The organism is Oceanobacillus halophilus (assembly GCF_003628505.1).
Classification (GTDB): Bacteria; Bacillota; Bacilli; order Bacillales; family Amphibacillaceae; genus Oceanobacillus; species Oceanobacillus halophilus.
Map to the genome: position 1 here is coordinate 24,887 of NZ_RBZP01000003.1, position 26,337 is coordinate 51,223.

Below are 26,337 nucleotides of genomic sequence, written 5' to 3' on the forward strand. Positions count from 1 at the left end.
GTTTAAATCAGTTTTTCCCGATCTTCCATTGGAGGTTGTTCCTCCATCCATCCGTTCCGAATCATAATTTTTGCTCCCTCATGGGCGTATTCAAATATATCTTTCATGAATAAAGAAGTTTTTGTTGTTAAATCATTTCGTAAACTAAAAGCGGTTCCTATAGAGTTTCCTCCCATTGCGAAACTAGAGAAGAGGCTTGTACAATACATCATTAATTTATCTGAGAACGGAGGCACGGTTGAACGTGTGGTATTTCCACCAGATACAACTGGTGTTTGAATACCGTCTTCGAGGAAAACTTCGTTAAGTTCTTTGATGATGCTTTTGGAAATTTCTGCTCCTTTCGTAAAATATTTTTTCACTTCCTGTGTATTGGCACATTGAGCAAATCCAGTAATCATTTGGAAGCCAGTAATGTTCGTTTCAATCGCATGAAACATATTGGCAACTTCCACGGTATTTATTGTACGCTTTTTACTTAGCGGATTAAGTCCTCCTCTTAAATAGGAAGTATCTGTTATAAATTCGACCTTTTTTGGCATGGAAACATAAGGAGGGCGTGCATGCATTCCTTTTTCAATAAGATATTGTGTACAAGCATTGTAATATTTTTGCGTAATAGAAGTTAGGTCTTTATAAAGCAAGATAATGTCTTCTCGGGATGCCATCGTTATATTTAAGGTGTGCATGGCCATGCTGATTTCCTTTATTAAACGGAAAAACATGATATCGAAGCCATTATCATATAGCTTAGGTACCCCTTTATTCACATCCTCGGAAGTAAATCCAACAGGGATTGCAACTCCTTCATTTTGGAAAATAACAGAAATTTCCTCCACATATGGGTCAACTTCATCGTACATGTTAACCATGATGTTTTTGGCTTTTTCGTCATCTGCTTTCTCTATGAAATATTCTAACATCCTTAACACCATTGTTTTTTGTTGATAAGTAAGCCATAATGTACCAAGTTCTGACGAAGTAATTCCCGGTTTTTCTGGCATGTAACAGATTCCTCCTATATATAATCTTGGGATTATAGTAGTCTTTCTTATTCTTTTAGATTTTATGAATGAATATATTTTTGGCTAGTCATAAACAAATCAAATTAACTAGTTTTTATTATGTACAAACAGAGTGGAATTATTTGCGAATGCAAATATAAATGTAAAAAAGTTGATCATAAGATTGGGATTGTATTTTGTCTTCGTCCTACCTAAAAAAGAGCTTGTAAGAAAGCCCTTAAAACTATAGCATTGGATTATTTTATTGAGTTGAAGCAGATTTATTTAACAGTTCAGCGGATGATTTTTTAACAAATTCATTGAAGTTCTTTCCTAATAGCTCATTACTTAATACGGACAATCCACCAACAAACGTAGCAAAGTCATTTTCAGATATCTTCTCTACTAAATGGGTTAGTTGGATTTCTGAGTCTTCCTCATTTCTTTTGATGAAATCATATACTACTCTTTGCCCATCCTCTGTTAGTGAGAGCTCCTTCGCCCGAGCATCGTGACCAATTTTAATCAATACCATACCCTCTTCTTTTAATTTGGTAAGTTGTCGAGTTACATTGGAAATATTAGTTTGCGTTAAATAGGTCAGTTCAGATATGTTTATGTTTGAATAGAAATAAAGAATCCATAAAATGCGAAAACTAGAGAAGTTCATCTTGATTTTCTTTAAATCTTTTCGGATATCATTTTCAATGACAAAATTAAGACCTCTAATAAGTCCATACAGTAAATAACTATGAGCAAATCTTTCTTTAGAATTAGTCATAAATACCTCCCTCTACTAGCTAAATAGCAGTATATACATTATTTCCATTTGATCTTTGTTTAAACGCTTCTATATTGCAATAAAAAACTTAGTCCAGCCGAACTAAGTTTTTTTATAATTCTTTTGGAAATTTTTAGGAGAGAGATTGTATTCTTTTTTAAAGAGTCTATAAAAGCTAGAATAATCAGGAAAACCACATGTATAAGCAATTTCTTCTATGGACATTTGATTTTGTTTTATCATGGTTAATGCAGTCGAAAGACGCTTTAAAGAAACGTAACGATAAAAAGGAAGAGTCATATTGTTTTTAAAGTAATGGGAGAAATAATATTTATTCAAATGAAAATGATTGGACACTTTATCAAGATTTAAATCTGGGTCAGTTAAATGCGATTCGATAAAATCCAGGATGCTTGCTAACCTTTCATCTAATTCATTCGTTTTAGGTGTGCTACTTTCTGGTTGAAAGATGGATTCAAGTACCTTAAATAAAAGATATTGTAAGAAAAAAGAATTTGTTTCTTTTCCATTTACTTTTTTCCATGATATTTCCTCCAAGAGAGAAAGAACCTCCTGAAATTTATCTGTGTGGAGATTTCGAACATAGGAACCTTGTGTTTTCTGGTAAACTATATTTTCCTTCATTGTTGGAGATATGGACACATAGTCATCCATCAGATGTGTACTAACAGTAAACATGATACGCTCATAGCTATCGAAGTCTGTCACCTTAGCTTGATGAACTGCATAGGGAGGAATGACAACAATATCTCCTCTTTTAAGGATATAAGTTTTTCCCTCACAAAAAAATGTACAGTCCCCACTCAAAAAAACAAGAACCTCTGTTACATCATGGCTATGCAATCGAAACAACTGCTCTACTTCCGCACGTTTTTCTGGGGATTCATATTCTTTTTTCAACGTATGTTGGGAAGGATTACTTTGGCTCCAGTCAAAAATCTCAAAATCTTGATGTTTAGCCGGCATAAAAACGGATTGTTCCAAGGAGATTCTCCTCTCTAATAGCAATAATTACAATGTTTAAAGCAATAAATGATATTTTTTATAGACGATTTATTGATAGTATAACATTATCAGGTTGTTAAGTAACTACTACTGAAATTGAAAGCCCTATCTTGGGGATAAATAATAATAACTGAAAATGATTAGATATAGGTAATCATTAGGAGGCCCTTATATGAAGCAACAACCAGAATTACAGGTTAGAAAGAAAAAGCTCATCGAAGTCGATGGATTACAATTTAAAGATTTAAATAACGATGGGAAACTGAATCCATATGAAGATTGGCGTTTAAGTCCTGAAGAACGGGCGAAGAACTTGGTTTCCTTAATGACTATGGATGAAAAGGTCGGGATGATGCTAATCAATTCTCGTCGAATGGGCTTATCTCAAGAAGATAAGGAAAAGACAAGTCATGATGGTGTATTAGATGAAGGAATTGTGGAAAAAGGAGAAAATATTTTTGCCATAAATAAGATTTATGGTACAACGCATACCATTGAGAAAATGAATTTAAGACATTTCATTTTAAGAGACAATTACAGTCCAGCTGAGATGGCAGAATGGATCAATGCAATGAATGAAGTGGCGGAGGGAACACGTTTAGGTATCCCTGTTTTAATCACTTCTAATTCACGAAATGAACATGCAGAACCTGTCTTTGGAATGAATGATGCGTCTGGAATCTTTTCTACATGGCCAGGAACGCTGGGTCTAGCTGCAGCAGCAAAAGGTGATATAAAAAATGGCAAAGATGCGTCCCTCATTAGCCAATTTGCTAGAATTGCTCGTAAGGAGTGGGATGCAACTGGTATCCGAAAAGGGTATATGTATATGGCTGATGTAGTAACAGACCCAAGATGGCAGCGCACGTATGGAACATTTGGAGAGGATCCTGAATTTATTGCGGATGCAATTGGTCGTATTATAGATGAGTTCCAAGGAGAAGAATTAGGAAAACATAGTATTGCTATGACAACGAAGCATTTCCCTGGTGGGGGAGCAAGAGAAAATGGTTTTGACCCACACTATGAGGAAGGAAAATGGAATCTGTATCCAACTCCAGGCAGCTTGGAAAAATACCACTTACCACCATTTAGAGCAGCGGTGGAGCATGGAACTTCTTCTATCATGCCGTATTATTCTATTCCAAGCGTTAAGAAGAGTGTTGTTCAGGAATTCGAGGGGGAAGACATTCCATTTGAAGAGGTAGGATTTACCTTTAATCATTATTTCTTAAATAAGATTCTTCGCGAGGAACTAGGGTTCAAAGGCTATGTGAATAGTGACAGTGGTATTATTAACAAGATGAGCTGGGGCATGGAAGATAAGACGGAAGCAGAACGTTTTGCGAAAGCCGTTAATGCTGGAACTGATATAGTTGCAGATACAAATGATATTGAAAATCTGAAACTTGCTGTCGATAAGGGATGGATTAGTGAAAAACGTATAGATGAAGCTAATGTACGCCTTTTAACAGAAATGTTTACCTTAGGTCTATTTGATGACCGTACGTACAATGAACCAGAACAGGCTACAAAGGTTATTAGTACACCTGAACATTGGGATGCAGCCTATGAAGCCCATAAAAAATCGGTAACCGTGTTGAAAAACTCGGAACAAACCTTGCCTCTAACAGCAGACAAGCTTGATGGCAAGAAAGTTTATGTAGAGGTTTTCCATAAAGAATCAGAAAAAGCTGCTTCATTCACTGAAAAAGCAAGAAAAGAAGCCAACGAGCTTGGATTATTTACAATGACAGACAACTATGAAGAAGCAGATACAGCTATTTTATTCTTACAACCAAAATCCGGGGCTTACTTCAACGCAACACCGGGACTTTTAGAACTTGAATTATGCGAGGATAAAATAAACACAGCTTTAGATGGGGAGTTGTATCGAGAGACAACCTTAAGTGGGATGGATCATCTGAAGGAAGTGGCAGATAGTATTCATCATCGTGGTGGGAAAGTTATCATGAGTGTAAACTTTGTCCTTCCATGGATTCTTGGAAATGTCGAACCGATGGCAGATGCTTTAGTTGCGGGATATGATACTTTCTTCAATGCACAAATGGAGGTAATGGCAGGAAACTACCAGCCAACAGGAGTATTGCCATTAACATTACCTGCAAGTGAGGAAGTAATTGCCGTTTATCAGAATGGGGATTGTATATCAAGAAACGATGTACCAGGATACGACAAAGACAAATATATGCCAGAAGGACTTAGTTATGCTTATAAAGATAGTGATGGGAACGTTTATAAGCTTGGGCATGGATTGTCTTATTACTATTGATTGATACAAAGATTACGATACAAAGAATAGGCACAAATCATTTTATGGTTTGTGCCTATTTTTGTTTGGCTTTTTTCTTATATTCTGTAGCTTTTTGAACCATTTATGGAACGCTTCAGCCAAACATCTTCGTGAGAAAAAGTGGTTTTCTTTTTCATAGTTATAGGGATGGATACTGTAAGGACAAACATGTTGCTCGTGCACAGGATAATCGAGGATAGGAATTTGGAAAAAGGTTTATCTTTGAATATTCAATTAATAAATAAGGATAAAATTGGTTCTTATATTACTTTCCGAACACGCGGAGATGTAGAAACGTATCTAGAAACCCAAGGGATACGGTGACTATAAAGTTCCATCTATCTAATCTGGAAGACGATCAAATAAAGCAATGCATATTATTTAACAACACATTCAGGGCATGATGTAATAGATGTACTAGTGAACGGGAAATCAGCGCCCTTTGATAATGTGACAAGTCAATAGCCACTAACAGGTGCTTATTTATTGAGTAAAGGGGGAGTTACTTTGTCAGGATTTGCCATTCCCGTAGTTGTTACGTTTTTGGTAGTCATTATTTTATCAATCGTTTTTAAAGACAAGGATAAAGTGGATAAGGGTTTTACATTTAACTACTATCTTATAGAAGAAAAGTTATTCGAACGATTATTTTTCTTCCTATTAATATTTTGTTACTCATTCTGATTTACGCTTATACCGATTGGAATACGGTAGTAAACATCTGTTTAGGGCTGTTACTTTTCATAGCCTGGTTGGTTCAGCTACTATATAATTTTAATATGTGGAAGAAAAATGAAAATTAAAGAATGGATATCATCCATTAAACGGATTTTTTGTTTGAGCAAACAAGATGAATAGACATCCTTCATATGAGAAAATAATAAGGAGTCTTTAGAGGAGGTCTATCATGAACAACAAATATCAAGCATTATTCGAACCATTGCACTTACCAAATGGAATCGAACTAAAAAATAGAATCGTAATGGCTCCAATGACGAATTATTCTTCTAATTCAGAAGATGGAACGGTTACGGAATCAGAAATCAATTATTACAACCGCCGCTCCAAAGGGGTAAGTGCAGTTATCACAGCAGTTGCGAATGTGACTGTGGGTGGCAAAGGCTTCCCAGGTGAGATAGGCGTTTATAGTGATGAACAAATACCGGGATTGTCGAAACTTGCAGACGGAATTAAAAGCCAAGGAGCAAAAGCAATTTTGCAAATTTTCCATGCCGGAAGAATGAGTCCTGCTGATTTGGTACCAAATGGTGATGTGGTTGGAGCAAGTGATATTCCTGCTGTGCGAGGTGCAGCACCTGGTATCGTTCCAAGAGAATTAACTACGGAAGAAGTAGATGAAATAATTGAAGCATTTGGAGAAGCTACTCGTCGTGCTATTGAAGCGGGATTTGATGGCGTTGAAATCCACGGGGCGAATGGATATCTTATTCAACAATTCTTTTCCCCACATTCGAATCGTCGTAGTGATAGGTTTGGGGGAGATGTCGAAAAAAGAATGACTTTCCCACTGGCTGTCATTGATAAAGTACAGCACGTTGTAAAGGAATATACCAAGAACCCGTTTATTGTCGGTTATCGCTTCTCACCAGAGGAACCAGAAACACCAGGAATCACCATGGGAGATACATTGAAGTTAGTTGATGTATTAGCTGATAAAAAATTAGATTATTTGCATGTTTCCTTACAAGATTTCTGGTCAAAAGCAAGGAGAGAAGCAGATACGAGCAAAACACGAATCAAATTATTGCTTGAGAAGATTAATAATCGTATCCCGTTGATTGGTGTTGGCTCTATCTATACAGCCGATGATGCTGAATCAGCTATCAGCACAGGAGTAGACCTGTTGGCTTTAGGCAGAGAGCTTGTGATTGATCCGGAATGGGTACAAAAGATAGAAGCAGGAAACGAGACAGATATTAAAACTTCATTAGATTTAAATGGTCAAGAAGCATTAGACATGCCAGATGCATTTTGGAAAGTCATTACCTCTGTTCCAGGATGGTTTCCCGGAGTCGAATAATTTGTACCAAACAGAAACAGCCTTTCTTACAGGGAAGGCTGTTTTTTATTCGACAAAATCCGGGGAGTGCCACAGGCACCGCCGTCTCTGCATAGGTTAGTGAGTGGGGATAAGTTTTTGATTCTGATACTTATGCTCGATGAATAGAACGAAAAGACGCACTTCCATACCGTTTTAGACATAATACTATAGAAACTATCTGTGTTTGGAGGGAAATGGATGGTAGTTCACTACACTGAATCAGATGTGAATCTTCTGGCAAGATTACTTCGAGCAGAAGCAGAAGCAGAAGGGCAACAAGGAATGCTAATGGTTGGAAATGTTGGCATAAACCGTGTGAGAGTACCATGCTCAGATTTTGAAGATGTTCGTACTATTGAACAGATGGTATACCAGCCTCATGCCTTTGAAGCAGTAACGCATGGGTATTTTTACCAAAGGGCGAGAGAAAGTGAGAAGAGATTAGCACGAAGAGCAATCAAAGGGGAGAGGGTATGGCCCTCAAAATTCAGTTTATGGTATTTCAGACCACCCGGAGACTGTCCGCCAACTTGGTATGATCAGCCACTTGTCGGCCGCTACAAACTTCATTGCTTTTATGAACCAACTGCTGAGGAATGCGAACAAATTTATAGTACGTATTAGCAAAGAAAATGCGAATTTAGCTTCTTGCATCTTTCATCAAGGAAGAAAGTAAGAAGCTTTTTTTGTTTAGCTCGACAAATATCGACAAAACCCGAGGGGTGCCAGGCACTCGTAAATAACCGCTCTCCACCAACGCTGATTCGACAACAATTGACAAAATCCGGGGGGTGCCAGGCACCAAAGGTGGGAGCGGTTAGTGTGTGTGGGTTGTTTGTTTTGTATAGATTTTTAATAAGATAGTTCGGATGATGGCACCGATTGCTAAGCCGATTGGTAGAAATAGGAATCCTGACCACATGGGGCCGATTAAATGGCCAAATAAACTTAACTTAGGTGAGTAGAACACACCTATGGTTACGAAATAGGCAGAAAAAACAAGTGGTAAGTATGCAAATGGTTTATCTCTACCGCCACCGGCATCTTTATAGGCATCCCACATGGCGAAAAAATATAAACAAGGATAAAACATAAGCCATTGATAATTTGTTTGTGAAATGGCCTCTTCAATTTTGAAGTTCCAGCTCAACAAAATGATGGTATTGAAATTTCCCAAAACATTTACAACAAACTCTAAGCCAACTAATAATAATCCTTTTACATATCTTTTATTTAATAATTGCGCAAATCCAGGCAGGGCAGCACTCCATAATATTGCTTCTAATTTTTTACTTTTACGTTCGATGTTTTCGTCCATATTAATACCCTATTTCACAAGGTCTTTTCGATCAGGGGCCATGGGAGGTTGTTCCATCCATCCTTGATCTATTAGGATATTTGCTCCGTCATTGATAAAATTGGCTAATTCTGCAGTTAAACGTGTGTAATGAGCGCCTAAATCATGCCTCGGACTCTCAGCCAGTGAGAAGCCATACTGACTAATCCCAGCAGCATTTAAACTGGCAACAAGATGCATCATCAGTCTTTCAGAAAACGGGGATTCCGTTGTGTCTGTTACTTCTGATATTAACGACATGGCCCCAATTGGCAAATCATCTTCTTGTAATATCGATGAAAATACTTCGAGATGTTTCCCTGAGATTTCACGGCCTCTTTTAAAATATCCTTTTATTTCTTTCGATGTTGCAACTTGTTGAAAGCCTGTAATTAGTGCCTGCCCTAAAGCGTTTCTTCTGGCGCTTGTATCAATATTGGTAATTTCCATTGCATTTAACGGTCGACGATTTCCAAACCATCCAGTTAGGAAGTTCTGTTTCTTTACAAAGTCAATTTTATCTGGCCTTGGAAGATGAGGGGCGCGTATAAAAATTCCCTTCTCTTTGGCAGTTTCTTTAATCCGTTTATGATGTTCCATGAGAACCGACAAACTCTCACTATAATAATCAATAATATCCTCACGAGCTGCAGCTGTTAATGCCTTGCTATAGAGATCCAAACTAATATAGCTCGCATTTAATAAATACAGAAGATATAATTTATCAGAAAAAAGTCGAGGTTTATGAACATCTACGTCTTCGTCTGTAAATCCATGTGGAATTGGATAATTTTCTTTGTTAAAAAGCTCTGTTACTTTCTTCATATGAGTATTCATTACGGTCAATGTATCTTCAAGTATTAACTTAATATCATTATCATCTACATGATTGATGGAATGTTTCAGTACACAAATAGCCAAACTCTTGCTTTGATATTGCGTCCAAAGTGTAGAAATTTCTGCAGCTGTTAATTCAATGTGATCATAATTTCCCAAAATCATTTTCCTCCCTTTGTTTTTGCTAATTCTTCTCTGTCCACCATTCTTGGTGGTTCCTCCATCCATTCATTTTTGATTAAGATATTGGCACCATCTTCTGAATATAGCATGATTTCACCTGTTAACCTCGTGTAATTCGCCGCAATATCTCTTCTCGTGTTGGTAGAAATACTTAACCCATAAAAACCAATCCCTAGAGCTATCATTCCACTAGCATGAAACATCATTAGTTTGTCGGAGAAAGGACTTGGCCCGGTAGAATCAGTTACCATGGTGTCTGCTCCTGCTGGAACTGGTACATCATTGCCTTCCAATACTTCCGTAAATACATTGACATGTTTTTTGGCAATATCAATTCCGCGCAATAAAAAATTCCGAACCTCTTTTGATTCAGCTACTTGGCTAAACCCTGTTAAAGTGGCCGCACCTAACACATTTCTTTGGATATTCGAATATAGGTAAGAAATTTCCGATGATAATAAAGGTCTGCGCTCCCCGAACCAACCTGTTAAAAAGTTTTGTTTTTCTACAAAATCGATTTCTTTTGGTGCAGGAATAGTAGGGGGGTCTGATAATACTCCCTTCCATTTAGCAATGGAAGATGCTTGTTTGTGAAAGCTATTATAGTCTTGAAAAGCACGTGAAAAATAATCATAGATATCTTGTCGAGTGGCCATAGATAAAGCCATAGCAGCAGCATTCATTCCAAGCATCCCCAACTGTATACAGTTTTGCAGCATATAATTATCCGTGAATAGTTTTGCGCCGTTTACGTTAACATCATCTTCTGTAAAACCATATGGAAGGGGGCGGTTCTCATCCCTGAAAACTGATTTTGTGTACTCCTGATGTCTCTTGGTTATCTCTAATGCTCCTTTTATGATTTCTTTTATTTCAGCATCCTCTACTTTGTGGTTGAAATAAGTCAGAACGGAAATGTTCAGGCTATCATTCATGTATTTGCCCCATAGTTCAGCAAGCTCAGATGAAGTTAATGCTTTCTTTCTTCCCATACGTTCATTCCTCCAGATACATAGTTCCTCCATAGTTTGTCAACTAATGAGATTGTTATACCAGTTTGTATAAGTTATCTTTATTGTTTGTAATCCTCGTATATAACATACCTCCTTAAAGGAATAATATCGTATAGAATATTTGATGCATAAAGTTGGATAGAATTGGGAAAGTAAAGGGGAGAATCTAATTTACATAACTTGGGGGATATCCATGGCGAGACCTTCACTATTTAGTCGGCTGAAACGAAAACAACAAATGAAGCAATCCTCACAAACAGAAAGTTATTCCACTAAAATCACTAAGGACTTAGATGATAATTTAAAAAATATAAAGCAAATGTTAGGAGATCCTGGGGATTTAGTCATGCGTGAGTTGATGATTGGTGGAATGGATAAGAGAGCTGCAATTATCTATATAAGTGGACTAACAGATGAAAACCTGATTAATGACAACATCTTAAAATCCATTCAGCTTAATTTGAAGAAATTTGATACAAATGTCATCGATCATATTCATAAAGAAGTCATTGCCATTACGGATATTCAAAAATCCAATAATATGGATGATATTTCCTTCGCTATTTTAAACGGAAATACCGCATTTTTTCTCGATGGAAATGAGACTATTTTGTTAATGAGTACTGGCGGTGGAGAAACCCGTTCGATTCAACAGCCTGAATCGGAAACACTAATTCGTGGCCCTAGAGATGGTTTTGTAGAAAGTATAGAAACCAATATGGCATTAATTCGGCGCGATATTAAAGATCCCAACTTGCGATTTAAGCAACATCAAGTAGGAAAACGCTCCAAGCAAAAGCTTGTCTTGTGTTATGTAGAAGGAATTACCAATCCGGATATTGTAGAGGAAGTCAATCGAAGACTAGAAACGATTGATATTGATTTTGTATCTGATTCCTCCTATGTCGAACAATGGATTCAAGATAGTTTTCTGTCTCCATTTCCACAATTGCTAGATACGGAGCGTCCTGACAAAGTATCCTCCGATTTAATGCAAGGTAGAGTAGCCATATTAGTTGATGGGACACCGTTTGTGCTAATAGCTCCGGTTACCATTGGAGAGGCGCTGCATTCGATGGAAGATTATACACAACGGTGGATAAGTGCTACTTTGCTTCGAATGTTGCGGTACCTTGCCGCATTCTTTGCCTTATTCTTACCGTCTCTATATATTGCACTCGTTTCCTATCATCCAGGGATGATTCCAGCAACACTAACTTATTCCATAGCTGCTACAAGAGAAGGCGTACCCTTTCCGGCTGCGATTGAGGCCTTTTTAATGGCAATTACATTTGAAATTCTACATGAAGCAGGGGTGCGTTTACCTAAAGTTATTGGACAAACTATTGGTATTGTAGGGGGATTAGTAATAGGTGAGGCAGCGGTAAGTGCAGGGATTGTAAGTCCAATCATGGTTATTGTAACTGCCCTAACCGCCATATCATCTTTTAGTGTTCCTTCTTACAGTGTCGCTGTGTCTTTTCGAACATTGAGATTTGCCTTTATGTTGGCAGCAGCAATTTTAGGGTTATATGGGATTATCCTGATTTACATTATGATTAACATTCATATTGTCAATCTAAAAAGTATTGGTGTTCCATATTCCGCACCATTTGCGCCAACTTTTTTAAAAGATTTCAGGGACTTAGTCATACGGTCACCGATAACGAAATTAACCAAACGACCAACCCATTTGAAACCATTGGATGATCAATCAAAAGATGTAGAACCAGAAAAAGGTCAATAATACTGGATATGAAGGAAGGAGTAATTCATGAGCACGTTTAAGTATGCGGACGACAAAATAAAAACTCGAGATATCATGATTGCTGTTCCTTCGATGGTTATAGCTGTGGGGATTCTGGCTTTTCCAAGGCTTCTTTCAGAGGTAACCTTTTCTTCTGATGGATGGGTTGCGATTCTGTTATCAGGTCTGGTTGCTGTTATTTTTACGTGGGCAGTGGCAAAAATTGCGGCTAATTTTCCAAATCAATCCTTCTTCACCTATGCTTCCTTTCTCGTTTCCAAGCCAATCGCAGTTATACTTGTCGTGTTATTCTCCATTCAAGGAATAACACTAACTGCATTTGAAGTAAGGGCAATAACAGATATATCGCATCAGTATTTGTTCCAGGAAACACCTATGCAAATCATATCGCTAACGTTTTTACTAGTAGTTGTCTATGCGGTCTCAGGGTCAAGGGCAGGTATTTTTCGACTGAATGTTTTGTTTATGCCAATCATTTTTGTAACTACCGTGATCTTGGTACTTTTTTCCATTGGTTATATGGAAGTAAAGAATATTTTGCCGGTTCTTAAAACAGATGTGGACGGCTATATGCAAGGCACATTACAGAGTGCATTATCGTATACTGGAATTGGAGTCCTATTTTTCTACATATCTTTGGTTAGAAATCCAAAAAAAGCACCAAGAATGGCTGCGTTCGGTATGTCTGGGGCTGTAGTGATATATATGCTCATCTATCTCACCTGTATCGCTGTTTTTGGGCAATCGGCAACAGAGGTAATACGCTTTCCATTTGTAGAGTTAGCAAAAACGGTTGAAATACCTGGTGGATTTTTCGAAAGACTGGAATCCATCTTTTTTGTTATATGGATTATGGCAATTTTTACTACAACCGTGATGGCTTTTGATGCAACGATATTTGCCTTAAATTCAATTTTTCCGAAAGTAAAAAAGATAAAGCTTGTATTTACTTTAACCCCATTTATTTATTTGATAGCCTTATTTCCAAATAACTATTTGGAAACAGATACCTTTGGCGATTTTGTTAGTTATTATGGCTGGGGATTGTCTATCACAGTTCTTATCTTATTGTGGATTATGTACAAAGTTAAAGGAGCGAAAAAAAGTGGGAAGAAATAAGGTTTTCCTTCATCTTGTATTTGTTTTGCTCTTATTTTTACTAACTGGGTGCTGGGATGATGTAGAACTAGAGGATAGAGCTTTTATCTCGGGTGTTTCCATAGATTTAGCCGAGGAGCAAGGGGAAAACACTACCTTTGAATTGATGGAACAACTGGTTGTCCCTTCTGGGTTAGGGTCGACTACAGAAGCAGGGGGAGGGAAAGCCTATCGGAATTTGAGCCAGACAGGAGAAAGTCTATACGAGATCAATTCAGCTATATCTAGACAGGCAAATCGAGATATTACTATTGACCATGTGGAGTTGGTTATTATATCTCAAGACCTCGCTAGGCAAGATGGGTTATTTAATGATGTGATAGATGTATTTATTCGTCAGCAACAAATGCGTCGGGGAATTTTACTAGCCATCGCGGAAGAGAAAGCAAAAGACCTCTTATCCATAGAAACAGAACATGCAAAAATCCCTGCACAGTATATTAGTGAACTAACAGAAAATAGACAAGTTCCCATTACGACAAGTCCTGTACGAATTGGGGATATACAAGAATCGATGTTAAATAATCGCAGTTTTGTTGTCCCGCTCCTTTCCATTTATAAGGACAATAGTGTTAATTATAAAGGGCTTGCTATTTTTCAAGGTAAATCAAGTAAAATGGTTGGCACCTTACTTGGAAAAGAAGCGAAAGGATTCAACTATGTTCTTGGTAAAGAACAGCAGGGTAGCGTGACCACTAAAGTGGAAGGCGATCAAACTACCTTTATTCTAGCCGGTGGTACCAGCAAAATTAAGCTTCTGAACAAGGATAAGGATCAATTGAGATTTCAAGTGGATATTGATGTAGATGCTCGCTTGACCGAGTACTTTGGTGAATTGGATTTTTATAGTAAAGGGGTAAAAGAGAAATTTAAAACGACATTAGAAGATAAGGTTAAGAAGGATGCGGAAGATGCGCTTAAAAAACTGAAGGATGAACTTCAGGTCGATGCCTTTCAATTTGATATTTTTCTGCGTTCACACCATTACAATCTATGGAAAGAAGTCAAGGATGATTGGGATCATGGTAAAAATTACTTTTCTAAAAGTGACATAACCGTTCAAGTAAACGCCAATATATTAGAACCGGGTAATTCCTTCCGAGTGAAGAAAAAGGAAGGGGAGGAATAACATGTGGAATATGATAATGGAAAGAATGCCATCCATGCTAGGTTTTTTTTGTACATTTCTTTCCTTCTTTGTGCCTTATGTTGTATATAAGGTAAACCAGAAATTGCATAAAAGTCTAGACCCACCTTGGAAACAGGAAGAAAATAATAAGGCTAATAAGCAATCATAAGTTGCTACAGCCTTTTAATGTTCCAAAAGAGTGTGTCTAATCCACTAGAAAAGTGAGAAACAGCAGGAAAGAATGCATCCAATCCGATAGTTAATTCGGATAGTATGGTATTCCGATGGATGGTTGTTTCTGCTTTTTGAAGGGACCATGGCTTGTGGTGGATATCTGCTTTATACAAAGATTGTTTCTTATTGATGCTGTATAAACGATATCTTTCCATTAGCCAATAATCTAATGAATCTTTATCCGCTATATAAGATTCAGGTAGGGGATGAATCATTCCTTCCCCTTTTATCTGTGATTGCCCATGACGGATAGACTCATAATGATAGGATTCGTGTGATTTTTCAATTGATATGTTAGCAGAGTGGTAAGGCAAGTGATACCATCTTTTGGCTAGAGTAACTGATGCCCAGTTATCTACATCAATAGATAAAAAATAGATTCCTGGCACACCGTTATAGGTAACGTAGGTTCGTACATTCACTTCGGAAAAGTTTGGAGTGATAGAATATTTGGGAATTCCTCGCAAATGAATACTTTCCATTTCGAAAATGACCATCCCTACCCAAGCTTGGCCGTGATACGTATCAATCGTTAATTGCTTTGGGATAAATGGACGTAATTGGCTTTCACTTAAAGGCCAATGGAGAAAGGATATATTTTTCCACTTTTGTTTCATCATCCAATGTTTGGAAGGAAAAGGAAATGGGCGATGATCCGTAACATTTAGAATATCCATGACTTTCTTTTTCTCCTTTCCGGTTTTATAGATGGTCATATCCATCTATTATGTAACACCAAACGTAGTATTAAACATGATTTACCTATTTCTGGGAATTATAAGTATAAATATGGAGATAAGGTCGTGACCGTATTGCAAATGATTCCGATTATTAATTTAGCTTTAATTATCATGATGTTTGGCTTTATTATCGTATTCTTTCTCATAGGCTGGCGATGGATGATAAAAATAATGGTTAAAAAAACTGGAAAGATTATTTTCTCCGATAGCTATCAGGAAAATATTATCGAAATGATTCCTGGGTTTAGACATATGGGAATTCAGAAGTCACTGGAGAATAATTTGCGTGCTGAATCTGGAGATGTGCTTCATCGGCCATTAGGCTCCACGATAAATTGGCCACATCTGGATACGCTTACTTTTATACCTGCTCAAATTAGCCTATTTCCTACAGATGGTGACGAAGACATTGACGTAAAAGTAACGATCGGTCCAAAAGCTAAGAAACCCTTGGAATTAGATATTCCGTTAATGATTAGTGGAATGGCCTATGGTATTGCCCTTAGTGAAGAAGCACGGCTTGCCTTGGCCGAAATTTCCAAAAAAACAGGCACTGCCATAAATTCAGGAGAAGGTGGCGTTATGCAAGAGGAAGTGGATACAGCTGAGAAGTATATCTTGCAGTTCGCTAAAACAGATTGGGCAAAAGAGGAAAAACTTTTAAAACGCGCGGATATGATTGAGATAAAATTTGGCCAAGGTGCCTATTCTGGTGTAGGTGGGAGAATATCCCCGGAGAACCTAACTGGTAAAGCCCGTAAAGTGATGGGGCTAGAAGAAGGGGAAACAGCGGTTATTTATGATCATTTCTTTGAAAATCAGACCTGGAACGATTTAAAGGACCTTGTTAGTGAGCTTCGTCGTATATCGGGTGGTGTGCCAATTGGAGCAAAACTAGGTGCAGGTGGGAAATTAGAGGAAGATATCGATAGTTTGATTGATCTTGGGGTCGATTACATTGCTGTGGATGGCGGACAAGCAGCAACACATAGTTCACCTCCAGTACTATCAGATGATTTCGGCATCCCGACTCTGCATGCAGTAGTCCGTGCAAGTAATCATTTAGAAAAGCGAAAAAAGAAAGGAGAAATTAGTTTAATCGTTTCGGGCGGTCTTTTTACACCCGGACAATTTTTAAAAGTACTGGCATTGGGAGCAGACGCAGTTTATATGGGTTCTGCCATGTTATTTGCAATTAGTCACAGTCAAGTATTTAAAGCAATTCCTTTTGAACCGCCGACACAAATAGTATGGAATGAAGGGAAATTTAAAAATAAATTTAACAGAGAAGAAGGGGTGCGATCAGGATCGAATTTTATAACAGCGAGTATTGAAGAAATGAAGATGGGTATAAGAGCAATGGGAAAACGTTCGCTAAAGGAAGTGTCTAAAAAAGATCTAGTATCCTATGATGAGTTAACCGCAAAGATGGTAGGTGTTCCATTTACGTTTGAACCCTATCCGAATGAGCAAGAGAATCAGAAAAATCAAGGAAGTAAACAAGGAGAGGAGCAGAAAGGCAAGCAGAGAGAAGGAACACAACAAGAGAGTCAGTTGGCTTCTGAACAAGGGGGAAAGGAAGCATCGCAGCAAAGGACGATGCAGGGAAATCAAAACGTAACCCAACAGGATGAACAAACCGTATCTGAAGGTCAGTCGAATTCCGTGATTAGGATGAAAAATCAGCAGGATAATGGGGGACAAGGGCAGACTAAGAACACAAAAGAGAATGAGAAGCAACAAAAAGAAAAGCGCAGAAGAAAAGTAAGGAAAGTACGGAAACTCACGAATAGTCAAACAAATAAGGACTAGTATTGGAACTGTTTTTATAGTAGTGATAGACTATTGTAAAATGATTCCAATGAGGTGTTTACATATGAATTTTGATACGTATAAGACATTAGATGCTACTGAAATGGCAGGATTAATTCGCAGAAAAGAAGTGTCAGCAAGAGAGTTGTTAGAAACAGCTTTTGAGCAACTGGAAAAAGTTCATCCAACGTTAAATGTGACGACCCATACAAGAAAAGAAAAAGTTTTAGATGAAGCAGAACGAATGAATTTAGAGGAAGCACCATTTGCCGGTGTGCCCATGTTATTGAAAAATATCTCCCAAAGTGTGGAAGGCGAGCCAATGACCTCTGGTTCGAAATTGCTGCAAGGAAATCAATCCAAACATGATTCGTATTTTGTGAAGAAGTTTCGGGATGCGGGATTTCATTTTATGGGACATACCAATGCTCCGGAATTTGGACTGAAAAATATCACAGAACCAGCATTATACGGTCCATCACGTAACCCGTGGAATAGCGAGCACTCTCCCGGAGGGTCCAGTGGTGGAGCATCCGCAGCAATAGCCTCGGGTGTAATTCCGCTCGCAGGTGCAAGCGATGGCGGTGGTTCGATACGTATACCAGCATCTTTCACCAGTTTATTCGGACTAAAACCTACAAGGGGAAGAACACCTGTTGGTCCTGGATATGGAAGGCAATGGCAAGGAGCATCGATTAACTTTGTCTTAAGCAGGAGTGTCAGGGATAGTGCAGCAATGTTAGATCTCCTCCAAGTTGTACAACCGGAAGCTGCTTTCCAAACGCCACTATTCCCAGGAAGTTATGTTCAATCCATGTCGGAAGGATTTGGTCAGAAACTGCACATTGGTTTTTCAACCAAGTCCCCTGTGGGCACATCAGTTTCGGAGGATGCTGTAGCAGCAGTTCATAAAACAGTAAAATGGCTGGAATCTCAAGGTCACCATGTTGAAGAGGTGGATAGCCCTGTAGATGGTATTCAATTAATGAAAGATTACTATGTAATGAACAGTGGGGAAATGAACGCAACCATTCTCAGCCTAGAGCACGCCTTAGGGCGCAAAATCACTGCAGAACATGTGGAAATAGAGCCATGGGTGCTGCATCAGGCAGGGAAGTCAGTATCAGCAGCCATGTATAGCAAAAGCCTATCATCTTGGGATCTAGCTGCAGAAAAAATGGCAAACTTCCATAGAATGTATGACTTTTTTATCACACCTGCAACAGCTTATACAGCACCGAAAATAGGAGAATTAACTCCCAATCAAGCGGACTGTGATAAGTTGGCCGATGCCATAGATGAAGCGAGCGGAAATACCGAGAATCAGCAACAGATTGTCTATGATATGTTTTTACCTAGTTTAACCTATACACCATTTACACAATTAGCCAACTTAACAGGTCAACCTGCAATGTCAGTTCCTGTTCATGTATCTGATCAGGGGTTGCCACTAGGTGTACAAGTAATGGCGCAAAAAGGAGAAGAACATCGGTTACTAAAGTTAGCCCATCAATTGGAACAATCAGCACTATGGGTTGGGATGAGTGGGAATCCATATTTTGAGTGAAATGGAGATCGGTGGTTGAGGGGAATGCTTAGTGTGGAGCGCCTGTAAAGATAGAGGAGTGCTTGTAAATTGAGAGGAGCGCCTATAAAAAGAGGTGAGCGCCTATAAAAAGAGTGGAGCGCCTATAAAAAGAGGTGAGCGCCTATAAAAAGAGGTGAGCGCCTATAAAAAAAGGTGAGCGCCTATAAAAAGAGGTGAGCGCCTATAAAAAGAGGTGAGCGCCTATAAAAAGAGGTGAGCGCCTATAAAAAGAGTGGAACGCCTATAAAAAGAGTGGAGCGCCTATAAAAAGTAGAGGAACGCCTATAAAAAGTGCGGAGCGCCTATAAAAAGAGTGGAGCGCCTATAAAAAGAGTGGAGCGCCTATAAAAAGAGAGGAGCGCCTATAAAAAGAGTGGAGCGCCTATAAAAAGAGAGGAGCGCCTATAAAAGTAGAGGAACGCCTATAAAAAGTGCGGAGCGCCTATAAAAAGCGAGGAGCGCCTATAAAAAGAGGTGAGCGCCTATAAAAAGAGTGGAGCGCCTATAAAAAGTGCGGAGCGCCTATAAAAAGAGTGGAACGCCTATGAAAAAGCGAGAACCGCCTATAAACCGAGAGCAACATCCATAAACCGAGCGCAACACCACCAAAAACACCGAAGTCGCACATAACCCAATTCAATTCCAGTCAATCGTGAGAAATGTTTCACAATTTCTACTTCTTTTCTAGGGGTTTCTTTTATGAATTTCACATTTTATAATGTAACTTGGCTTATATAAAGAATATTATTTTCAGAATATTAACCAAAAGATGTAGAAAGGAAGACAGTATGGATAAAAAGAGAAGAGGTTTATTTCAACGGTTATTGGATGGTATTGAAACGGTTGGAAATAAGTTGCCTCACCCGGTTACATTATTTGCAATATTAGCATTAGCAGTTCTTCTTCTTTCTGCACTTTTACAACCATTAGGTATTCGTGTGGAGCACCCTGGAAGTGAAGGGGAAATGGTTGAGATTGAAAATCTATTAAGTGCAGAAGGAATACAATATATTTTTACCAGTATGACGGATAACTTCATTGGCTTTGCCCCATTAGGCGTTGTGCTTCTAACCATGCTAGGGATTGGTGTAGCTGAACGTTCTGGGTTAATTAGTGCGTTGCTAAGAGGCTTTGTTTTATCTGTACCGAAGCGCTTTATTACGTTAGGGTTAGTTTTTGCTGGTGTCATGTCCAGTGTGGCTTCTGATGCTGGATATGTTGTTTTGCCACCACTTGGTGCGTTAATTTTTGCAGCGCTTGGTCGTCATCCGTTAGCTGGACTAGCAGCAGCTTTTGCTGGGGTTTCGGCTGGATTTAGTGCCAACTTATTCCTATCTGGTACGGATGCCATGTTAGGGGAGCTTACCATTGCGGGAGCAGCTGTCATTGATCCTGCTTATGCGGATTCAATGAGTATTGCGATGAACTATTACTTCATCATTGTTTCTACATTCCTGCTTACACTTATTGGTGCGTGGGTAACCGAGCGAATTGTGGAGCCGCGCTTAGGAGAGTACAAAGGTGAATATCGTGAAAAACTAGAAACATTAACAGCTGTAGAGAAAAAAGGTATAATTTGGGCTGGTGTATCTGTACTAGTTTCTGCCGTACTTGTATCACTCCTTATCTTACCTGAAAATGCACCTTTAAGAGGAACGGAAGGAAACTGGGTGGATCAAATCATTCAGTCACCATTTATGGGTTCTCTTGTACCAATCATAGCAATTTTATTCTTCATTCCAGGGCTAGTTTACGGAATGGTTACAAAATCTATCCGAAATGATAAAGATGTTGCTGCACAAATGACCGATACGATGGCATCCATGGGAATGTTTATTGTATTAGCATTTACAGCAGGTCAGTTTGTTGCTTACTTCAATGAATCCAATATGGGATTAGTTCTAGGAGTATACGGAGCGGAATTTTTAGATAGTATTAATTTAACTGGAATTCCATTGATTTTAATGTTTATTTTAATAACTGCGTTTATTAATTTATTTATTGGAAGTGCCTCTGCAAAATGGGCGATGTTGGCACCAATTTTCGTGCCAATTATGATGCAATTGGGTTATACACCAGAGCTTACTCAGATGGCTTATCGTGTAGCTGATTCAACAACCAATATCATATCTCCATTAATGACGTACTTTGCAATTATTATTGCTTTTGCTCAGAAGTATGATAAGAAAATGGGAATTGGTACATTGATTTCCACGATGGTTCCATACTCGTTAGTTTTCTTAGTGGGATGGACTCTGTTACTTATTGTTTGGATGCTATTTGGTTTGCCACTTGGACCTGGTGCAGGAATTTTATATCAGTAAATAATGAAAATGCACTACTCGTTATGGAGTGGTGCATTTTTTAGAATACTCATCCTTTTTAAGATAGAATACTAGTTTAAAGAATCTCTAGTATGTTTATACTAATTTTACAAATACTTCTACTTTTACTTGAAAGTCTTTTCTTGTATAGTTATAATATATAGCTATTTATAGTAACGTGTTTGGCAAACGAGAGGGGCGAAGGAATTCATGCAAGGTACAACTGTATATAATGAAAAAATCGAAAAAGTGTTGGCGAATATTAATAAAGTAATGATTGGTAAAGAGGATGTGGCGACACTTAGCTTAGTAGCTTTGCTTGCAGAAGGTCATGTCTTGCTGGAAGATGTCCCGGGGGTAGGGAAAACCATGCTGGTTCGTGCACTGGCAAAGTCATTGGATTGTGATTTCAGAAGAATACAATTTACCCCAGATTTATTACCATCAGATGTAACAGGCATATCTATCTATAACCCCAAAGAACTAGAATTTGAGTTTCGTGCTGGTCCGATTTTAGGAAATATTATTCTTGCGGATGAAATTAATCGTACGTCACCTAAGACACAATCTTCTCTCCTCGAAGCAATGGAAGAGAAGAATGTTACAGTTGACGGTAATTCGATACCTCTTAAAAAGCCTTTCTTTGTTATGGCAACCCAAAATCCAATTGAGTATGAAGGGACGTATCCCTTGCCAGAAGCGCAGTTAGATCGTTTTATTTTAAAGCTGAAGATGGGCTATCCGACGTTTATGGAAGAATTAGAGATTCTAGAGCGTACATCGAGAAACCATCCAATTGAAGAAATTGATGCGGTAATGACGAAGGATGAATTAATGGATGTGCAAAAAGAAGTTCGAGAGGTTTATATTGATAAGAATATCCAACAGTACATTGTTAATCTAGTAACCAAAACCCGTGAAGATTATGCCATCTATTTAGGGGTAAGTCCGAGGGGATCTATTGCCTTGATGAAAGCAGCGAAGGCATTTGCTTATATATATGGACGAGATTATGTTCTGCCTGATGATGTGAAATATTTGGCGCCTCATGTGATGGGACACCGGATTATACTTACCTCTGAGGCAAAATATGAAGGAATGACCAGTGAAGATGTTATTGATCACATTGTGAAAACAACCCATATTCCTATACGAAAGGAATTTTAGTTGATGAAAAAATCACTAAAGCTTCTGGGAAATCTGCTTTTTGTTGTGATTTTAATTGCTATATTGTTTTCCTATGCCATGTTTCAGGGAGGGTTTGTAAGCTGGTTCCTCTTTTCTGGTTTTTTACCCATTTTACTTTATCAACTTGGATTTTTGTTATATCCAATCAATAATTGGAAAGTATCCCGACAATTATCCCATCAGGTTATTCGTGCAGGTGACGGTGTCTCTGTAATGATACGCATTCAGAGAAGATTTCCGTTTCCTATCTATTATTGTACGCTGGAAGAGACTTTTTCAGAGTCATTAAATAAAATGGATAGTGGACATGCAAAATACCATCTTATGGATCAGCCAAATAAATTAATTTTGCCCCGAAAAATTAAAAAAGCTGTATTTCCAGGATTTAAACGTACTATTTTAATTGATTATTCTCTCTCACAAATCCCGAGAGGAGAACATCAACTAAAAGCAATACGCGTCCGAACTGGTGATATCTTTGGTTTTGTGAAAAAGGAACAAATCTTTACGGTGAAAAATAAATTAGTCGCTACCCCCAATCAGTTACCAGTAAGGATTACGGAAACGATTAGTAATTTTGAACAGGGGACGGTATCTTCTATTAGTAATACAATTACGAATACGAATGTTGCTGCAGGTGTACGTGAATACGAGCCAGGGGATCGCTTTTCTTGGATTGATTGGAAGCAAACGGCTAGAAAAAACACAGTGATGACAAAGGAATTTGAACAGGAAAAAAGCACTAATATTTTACTTATTCTAGATAACTGTTATTATGCCTCACTTAATCCTTTAGCATATGAGGCTTCCGTTGAAATAACACTTTCTTTGGTGGAAGCTATACGAAAGAAGAATACGGAAGTTAGCTTGCTTTCTGTTGGAGGAGATAAACAAAAAATATCTTATTTTCCAATGCATCAAGATAGAGTATCGAAGAACTTAATTGCTGATCATTTGACTAGAGTCCATCCTACTGGCAATCTACCGTTTGTCCGTCAGTTAAAAGAGCAAATAATGCGTATTGGCAATGGAGATATCGTATTTTTGATTACAACAAATATGGATGAAGAATTCAAACAAACGGTCCAACAAATAAACAGACGAATGAAATATGTTCAGGTGATTTATATTCAGTCTAGTTCGTATATCACTGAAATCCAGCAGCAAATAATTGGACAACTTCAGATAGAAGGGATAGGTATGCAGGTAATAACAGAAGTAAATCTAGTAAACAAGCCTATTGAGGTGACTTTGAAATGAATCAAAACAAACAAAGTAAAACGACTGTTTTCTACACCTCTCTACTGTATCTTTGCAGTTTCTTCTTATTTCTTGAATGGCTGCACCCTTTGGAAGATATTACAGACACTAGAAATGTAACCGTGTTTATCCTATTTGCCATTTATTGCTTTATCATTTCATTGTTTCAGTTCAAATGGTGGATTTCCTTTATATTAAAAGGATTTGGACTTATGTTTGTTGTTCATGGGTTGTTTTTTGATCAAATGATCTTTAGTCCGCTATGGGTGGAACAGCTGATACTAGAATTTTCTTTTAATATGAAGGCACTTTTTTCACAGGAATTCTATTATTTGACCCCCTTATTCCGAAGTTTTCTGTTTTTAATATTAATATGGTTAATGAGTTATTTGCTTCACTATTGGTTTGTACAGATGAAACGTATTTTCCTGTTTGTATTATTAACCTTCATCTATTTGACCGTATTGGATACATTTACCGCGTATGATGCTGGTATTTCAGTCGTTCGTGCATTTGTTATTTCATTAATTGCCCTTGCCATCGCTAATTTATTGAAAGAGTTTGACCAAGAATCCATTCGTTTTACGTGGATGAAAAGGACTTCTGCATGGCTTGGTCCATTAATTGCTATGGTCCTTTTTACAACGTTCATTGGCTTTATCGTTCCAAAGGCAGAACCAAAGTGGCCAGACCCAGTCCCGTTTATATATAGTGCTTCTCAAGGTGCTGGCGGGGGCGGTGGCACCATACAAAAAGTAGGGTATGGAGAAGATGATTCTAGATTGGGAGGATCGTTTGTTCAGGATTACACTCCTGTTTTTAAAGCAGAGGTTCAAGAACAGCATTACTGGCGAATTGAAACAAAGGATGTGTATACAGGGAAAGGCTGGGAATTGTCCGATGAACCAGAATATCAGGAATTAGAAGATGGAAATATTCCTCTGGAAACTTTTGCAGATTCAGTTGAAACGGACAGTATCGATGGATATTTAGAACTGCAAAATACATCTATTGGCAAGCTTATTTATCCCTATGGTGTAACAAAATCCAAAGAATTGACTGGAGCAGGTACGATATTTTCTTACGATAGTCTTTCAGAGTCGGTTCGGACGGATTTTCAAGTTCCAGAAGAAATGGTAGGCTATCAAATGCAGTATGAAAATCCGTCTTTTGCTATCCATACATTGAGAAATAGCAGTGAGTCGGACCCACAAGAGATTATGGATCAGTATACACAGGTTCCGTCTAATTTACCGGAAAGAGTAGTAGAATTAGCTGAGGAAATTACCGGTAATGAAGACACGCGTTATGACAAGGCAAAAGCGATCGAAAGGTATTTCAGCAGTAATGGTTTCGAATACCAAACGACCGAAGTGCCAGTGCCTCAAGGGAATGAAGACTATGTGGATCAATTCTTATTTGAATCCCAAGTCGGTTACTGTGATAACTTTTCCACCTCTATGGTTGTCATGCTTCGTTCGTTAGATATTCCAGCAAGATGGGCAAAAGGATTTACGAGCGGAGATTTGGTGGAAAATAATCCTGGGGATGAGAAAGATGTCTATCAGGTTACGAATGCGAATGCACACTCATGGGTAGAAGTGTATTTCCCAGAATCTGGCTGGGTACCCTTTGAGCCAACCCAAGGATTCTCAAACCCGACTGAGTTTCATATGGGAGAAGATCCAAATGCGAGGGAGAATCGTGATGATACGATAGAGGCCACAGGGAGCGATGCAGACGAAGAGCTAGGACAGCAAGAACAAATAGAGGAAGAAGAAGCAGAGCCTGCCTTTGGCCAATCCATAGACAATACAGAATCCTCCGAGGGGAATTGGTGGCCTAGTATTAGTATCCTTATCATACTGAGCGGCCTAAGCATGGTTATTTATAAAACAAGATATCGTTGGCAAACAAGGTTCATGTCAGCAAAACTAACTAAATCAACTAATGCTAAAACCTTTCAAGATGCCTATCATTATCTGATCAAATTGTTGCATCGTAAAGGACATGGTAAAGACCCAGACCAAACTTTAAGAGAATACGCTCGCGTAATAGATTCAAACTTTGGGACAAGTGAAATGAGACAGCTTACCAGTTATTATGAACGCATGCTTTATAAAAATGAAGAAACCATTAAACAACCGGATGAACTAACGAAATTATGGAAAAATTTAATCAATCAAATAATGGGTTGACCTTGTGTTAGTTGGTTAGTAGAATAAGAAGATATTAATAGTGTGTGTTGAAAAAAAGTTTAAATAGACGCCTTTCGTATATCCTCGAAAATATGGTTCGAAAGTTTCTACCGGGGCACCGTAAATGCCCTGACTATGAAGGCAGATAATCTTATGGTTGATCATAAACTTGGATTTCTGCCTTTTTGTAGCTTTTTAGCTATGAAAAGTAGGAGTTCAAGTTTTTTGTTTTAGCTTTTTTGTATAGTTTGTTGCTTATTGAGGTTTTATAGTTGATAGAAATTCCTTGATTTAATTTAGAATAGTTAGCTCTCGCTTTCACTTATGAAAATTTTCTGCTGGCAATCGTTCCGGCAGAAAACTACCGGTTTGCGGGCACGGT

20 protein-coding genes, 1 pseudogene and 1 riboswitch are annotated in these 26,337 nt (G+C 38.2%); of the genes and pseudogenes, 14 read left to right on the top strand and 7 right to left on the bottom strand.

The genetic code is table 11. The annotated features are described in order from the left end of the window. Positions 1-2: 2 nt before the first annotated feature. The 3 genes from D8M06_RS06530 to D8M06_RS06540 form a co-directional block, all read right to left on the bottom strand. Positions 3-1,004 carry a DUF3231 family protein gene (locus tag D8M06_RS06530; RefSeq protein WP_121203607.1) on the bottom strand — a complete coding sequence of 334 codons (1,002 nt, stop codon included), beginning with the start codon at positions 1,002-1,004 and terminating at the stop codon, positions 3-5. Positions 1,005-1,266: 262 nt separating this feature from the next. Then, positions 1,267-1,785, bottom strand: coding sequence for a MarR family winged helix-turn-helix transcriptional regulator (locus D8M06_RS06535; protein WP_121203608.1), 519 nt, complete (start codon positions 1,783-1,785; stop codon positions 1,267-1,269). Between the two features lie 102 nt (positions 1,786-1,887). Next, positions 1,888-2,790 carry an AraC family transcriptional regulator gene (locus tag D8M06_RS06540; protein WP_121203609.1) on the bottom strand — a complete coding sequence of 301 codons (903 nt, stop codon included), beginning with the start codon at positions 2,788-2,790 and terminating at the stop codon, positions 1,888-1,890. 193 nt (positions 2,791-2,983) lie between these two features. Here D8M06_RS06540 and D8M06_RS06545 point away from each other — a divergent pair, with 193 nt between their 5' ends. The 4 genes from D8M06_RS06545 to D8M06_RS06555 all read left to right on the top strand — a co-directional run bounded on the left by D8M06_RS06545 (position 2,984) and on the right by D8M06_RS06555 (position 7,811). Then, complete coding sequence (locus tag D8M06_RS06545) at positions 2,984-5,104, top strand: glycoside hydrolase family 3 protein (RefSeq protein WP_121203610.1); 2,121 nt, start codon at positions 2,984-2,986, stop codon at positions 5,102-5,104. 528 nt (positions 5,105-5,632) lie between these two features. Then, positions 5,633-5,809: a hypothetical protein gene (locus tag D8M06_RS19810; RefSeq protein WP_158591743.1), complete on the top strand. Its 177-nt coding sequence runs from the start codon at positions 5,633-5,635 to the stop codon at positions 5,807-5,809. A gap of 223 nt (positions 5,810-6,032) precedes the next feature. Beyond that, the gene (locus tag D8M06_RS06550) at positions 6,033-7,166 is read left to right on the top strand and encodes an NADH-dependent flavin oxidoreductase (protein WP_121203611.1); all 1,134 of its coding nucleotides are present in this window, start codon (positions 6,033-6,035) and stop codon (positions 7,164-7,166) included. Between the two features lie 219 nt (positions 7,167-7,385). After that, positions 7,386-7,811 (top strand): cell wall hydrolase, encoded by a 426-nt coding sequence (locus tag D8M06_RS06555; RefSeq protein ID WP_121203612.1) that lies wholly within the window; start codon positions 7,386-7,388, stop codon positions 7,809-7,811. A gap of 193 nt (positions 7,812-8,004) precedes the next feature. Here D8M06_RS06555 and D8M06_RS06560 read toward each other — a convergent pair whose 3' ends face one another. From D8M06_RS06560 to D8M06_RS06570, 3 genes are read right to left on the bottom strand one after another with little or no spacing between them, the layout of a single operon-like run. Continuing rightward, positions 8,005-8,505: a hypothetical protein gene (locus tag D8M06_RS06560; RefSeq protein WP_121203613.1), complete on the bottom strand. Its 501-nt coding sequence runs from the start codon at positions 8,503-8,505 to the stop codon at positions 8,005-8,007. 9 nt (positions 8,506-8,514) lie between these two features. After that, positions 8,515-9,519, bottom strand: coding sequence for a DUF3231 family protein (locus D8M06_RS06565; RefSeq protein ID WP_158591744.1), 1,005 nt, complete (start codon positions 9,517-9,519; stop codon positions 8,515-8,517). A 2-nt stretch (positions 9,520-9,521) separates the two neighbouring features. Then, positions 9,522-10,535: a DUF3231 family protein gene (locus tag D8M06_RS06570; RefSeq protein ID WP_158591745.1), complete on the bottom strand. Its 1,014-nt coding sequence runs from the start codon at positions 10,533-10,535 to the stop codon at positions 9,522-9,524. Between the two features lie 214 nt (positions 10,536-10,749). On the opposite strand from D8M06_RS06570, the gene D8M06_RS06575 reads away from it, so the two are divergent. Genes D8M06_RS06575 through D8M06_RS19960 form a run of 4 tightly spaced genes read left to right on the top strand, consistent with a single transcriptional unit; the run spans position 10,750 to position 14,780 of the window. Then, a complete protein-coding gene (locus D8M06_RS06575) occupies positions 10,750-12,303 on the top strand; it encodes a spore germination protein (protein WP_121203616.1) in 1,554 nt (517 codons plus the stop codon). Between the two features lie 27 nt (positions 12,304-12,330). After that, positions 12,331-13,443, top strand: coding sequence for a GerAB/ArcD/ProY family transporter (locus tag D8M06_RS06580; RefSeq protein ID WP_121203617.1), 1,113 nt, complete (start codon positions 12,331-12,333; stop codon positions 13,441-13,443). Continuing rightward, positions 13,430-14,611 carry a Ger(x)C family spore germination protein gene (locus tag D8M06_RS06585; RefSeq protein WP_158591746.1) on the top strand — a complete coding sequence of 394 codons (1,182 nt, stop codon included), beginning with the start codon at positions 13,430-13,432 and terminating at the stop codon, positions 14,609-14,611. Before D8M06_RS06580 ends, D8M06_RS06585 begins: the two co-directional genes overlap by 14 nt. 1 nt (position 14,612) lies before the next feature. Further along, positions 14,613-14,780, top strand: coding sequence for a hypothetical protein (locus D8M06_RS19960; RefSeq protein WP_170150260.1), 168 nt, complete (start codon positions 14,613-14,615; stop codon positions 14,778-14,780). Positions 14,781-14,784: 4 nt separating this feature from the next. Here D8M06_RS19960 and D8M06_RS06590 read toward each other — a convergent pair whose 3' ends face one another. Further along, positions 14,785-15,522, bottom strand: coding sequence for a YqjF family protein (locus D8M06_RS06590; RefSeq protein WP_121203791.1), 738 nt, complete (start codon positions 15,520-15,522; stop codon positions 14,785-14,787). Positions 15,523-15,663: 141 nt separating this feature from the next. Here D8M06_RS06590 and D8M06_RS06595 point away from each other — a divergent pair. The 6 genes and pseudogenes from D8M06_RS06595 to D8M06_RS06620 form a co-directional block, all read left to right on the top strand. Further along, positions 15,664-17,061 (top strand): annotated as a pseudogene (locus D8M06_RS06595) (FMN-binding glutamate synthase family protein); the annotation flags it as partial. Between the two features lie 400 nt (positions 17,062-17,461). Continuing rightward, positions 17,462-18,964, top strand: coding sequence for an amidase (locus D8M06_RS06600; RefSeq protein ID WP_121203619.1), 1,503 nt, complete (start codon positions 17,462-17,464; stop codon positions 18,962-18,964). Between the two features lie 809 nt (positions 18,965-19,773). Continuing rightward, positions 19,774-21,309: an AbgT family transporter gene (locus tag D8M06_RS06605; protein WP_121203620.1), complete on the top strand. Its 1,536-nt coding sequence runs from the start codon at positions 19,774-19,776 to the stop codon at positions 21,307-21,309. 210 nt (positions 21,310-21,519) lie between these two features. Next, positions 21,520-22,476 carry an AAA family ATPase gene (locus D8M06_RS06610; RefSeq protein WP_121203621.1) on the top strand — a complete coding sequence of 319 codons (957 nt, stop codon included), beginning with the start codon at positions 21,520-21,522 and terminating at the stop codon, positions 22,474-22,476. 3 nt (positions 22,477-22,479) lie between these two features. After that, entirely contained in the window at positions 22,480-23,757 is a 1,278-nt protein-coding gene (locus D8M06_RS06615) for a DUF58 domain-containing protein (protein ID WP_121203622.1), read from the top strand. Continuing rightward, complete coding sequence (locus D8M06_RS06620) at positions 23,754-25,955, top strand: transglutaminase TgpA family protein (RefSeq protein WP_121203623.1); 2,202 nt, start codon at positions 23,754-23,756, stop codon at positions 25,953-25,955. The genes D8M06_RS06615 and D8M06_RS06620 overlap by 4 nt, the downstream gene beginning before the upstream one ends. A gap of 54 nt (positions 25,956-26,009) precedes the next feature. After that, positions 26,010-26,111: riboswitch (purine riboswitch) on the top strand. Positions 26,112-26,337: the final 226 nt, after the last annotated feature.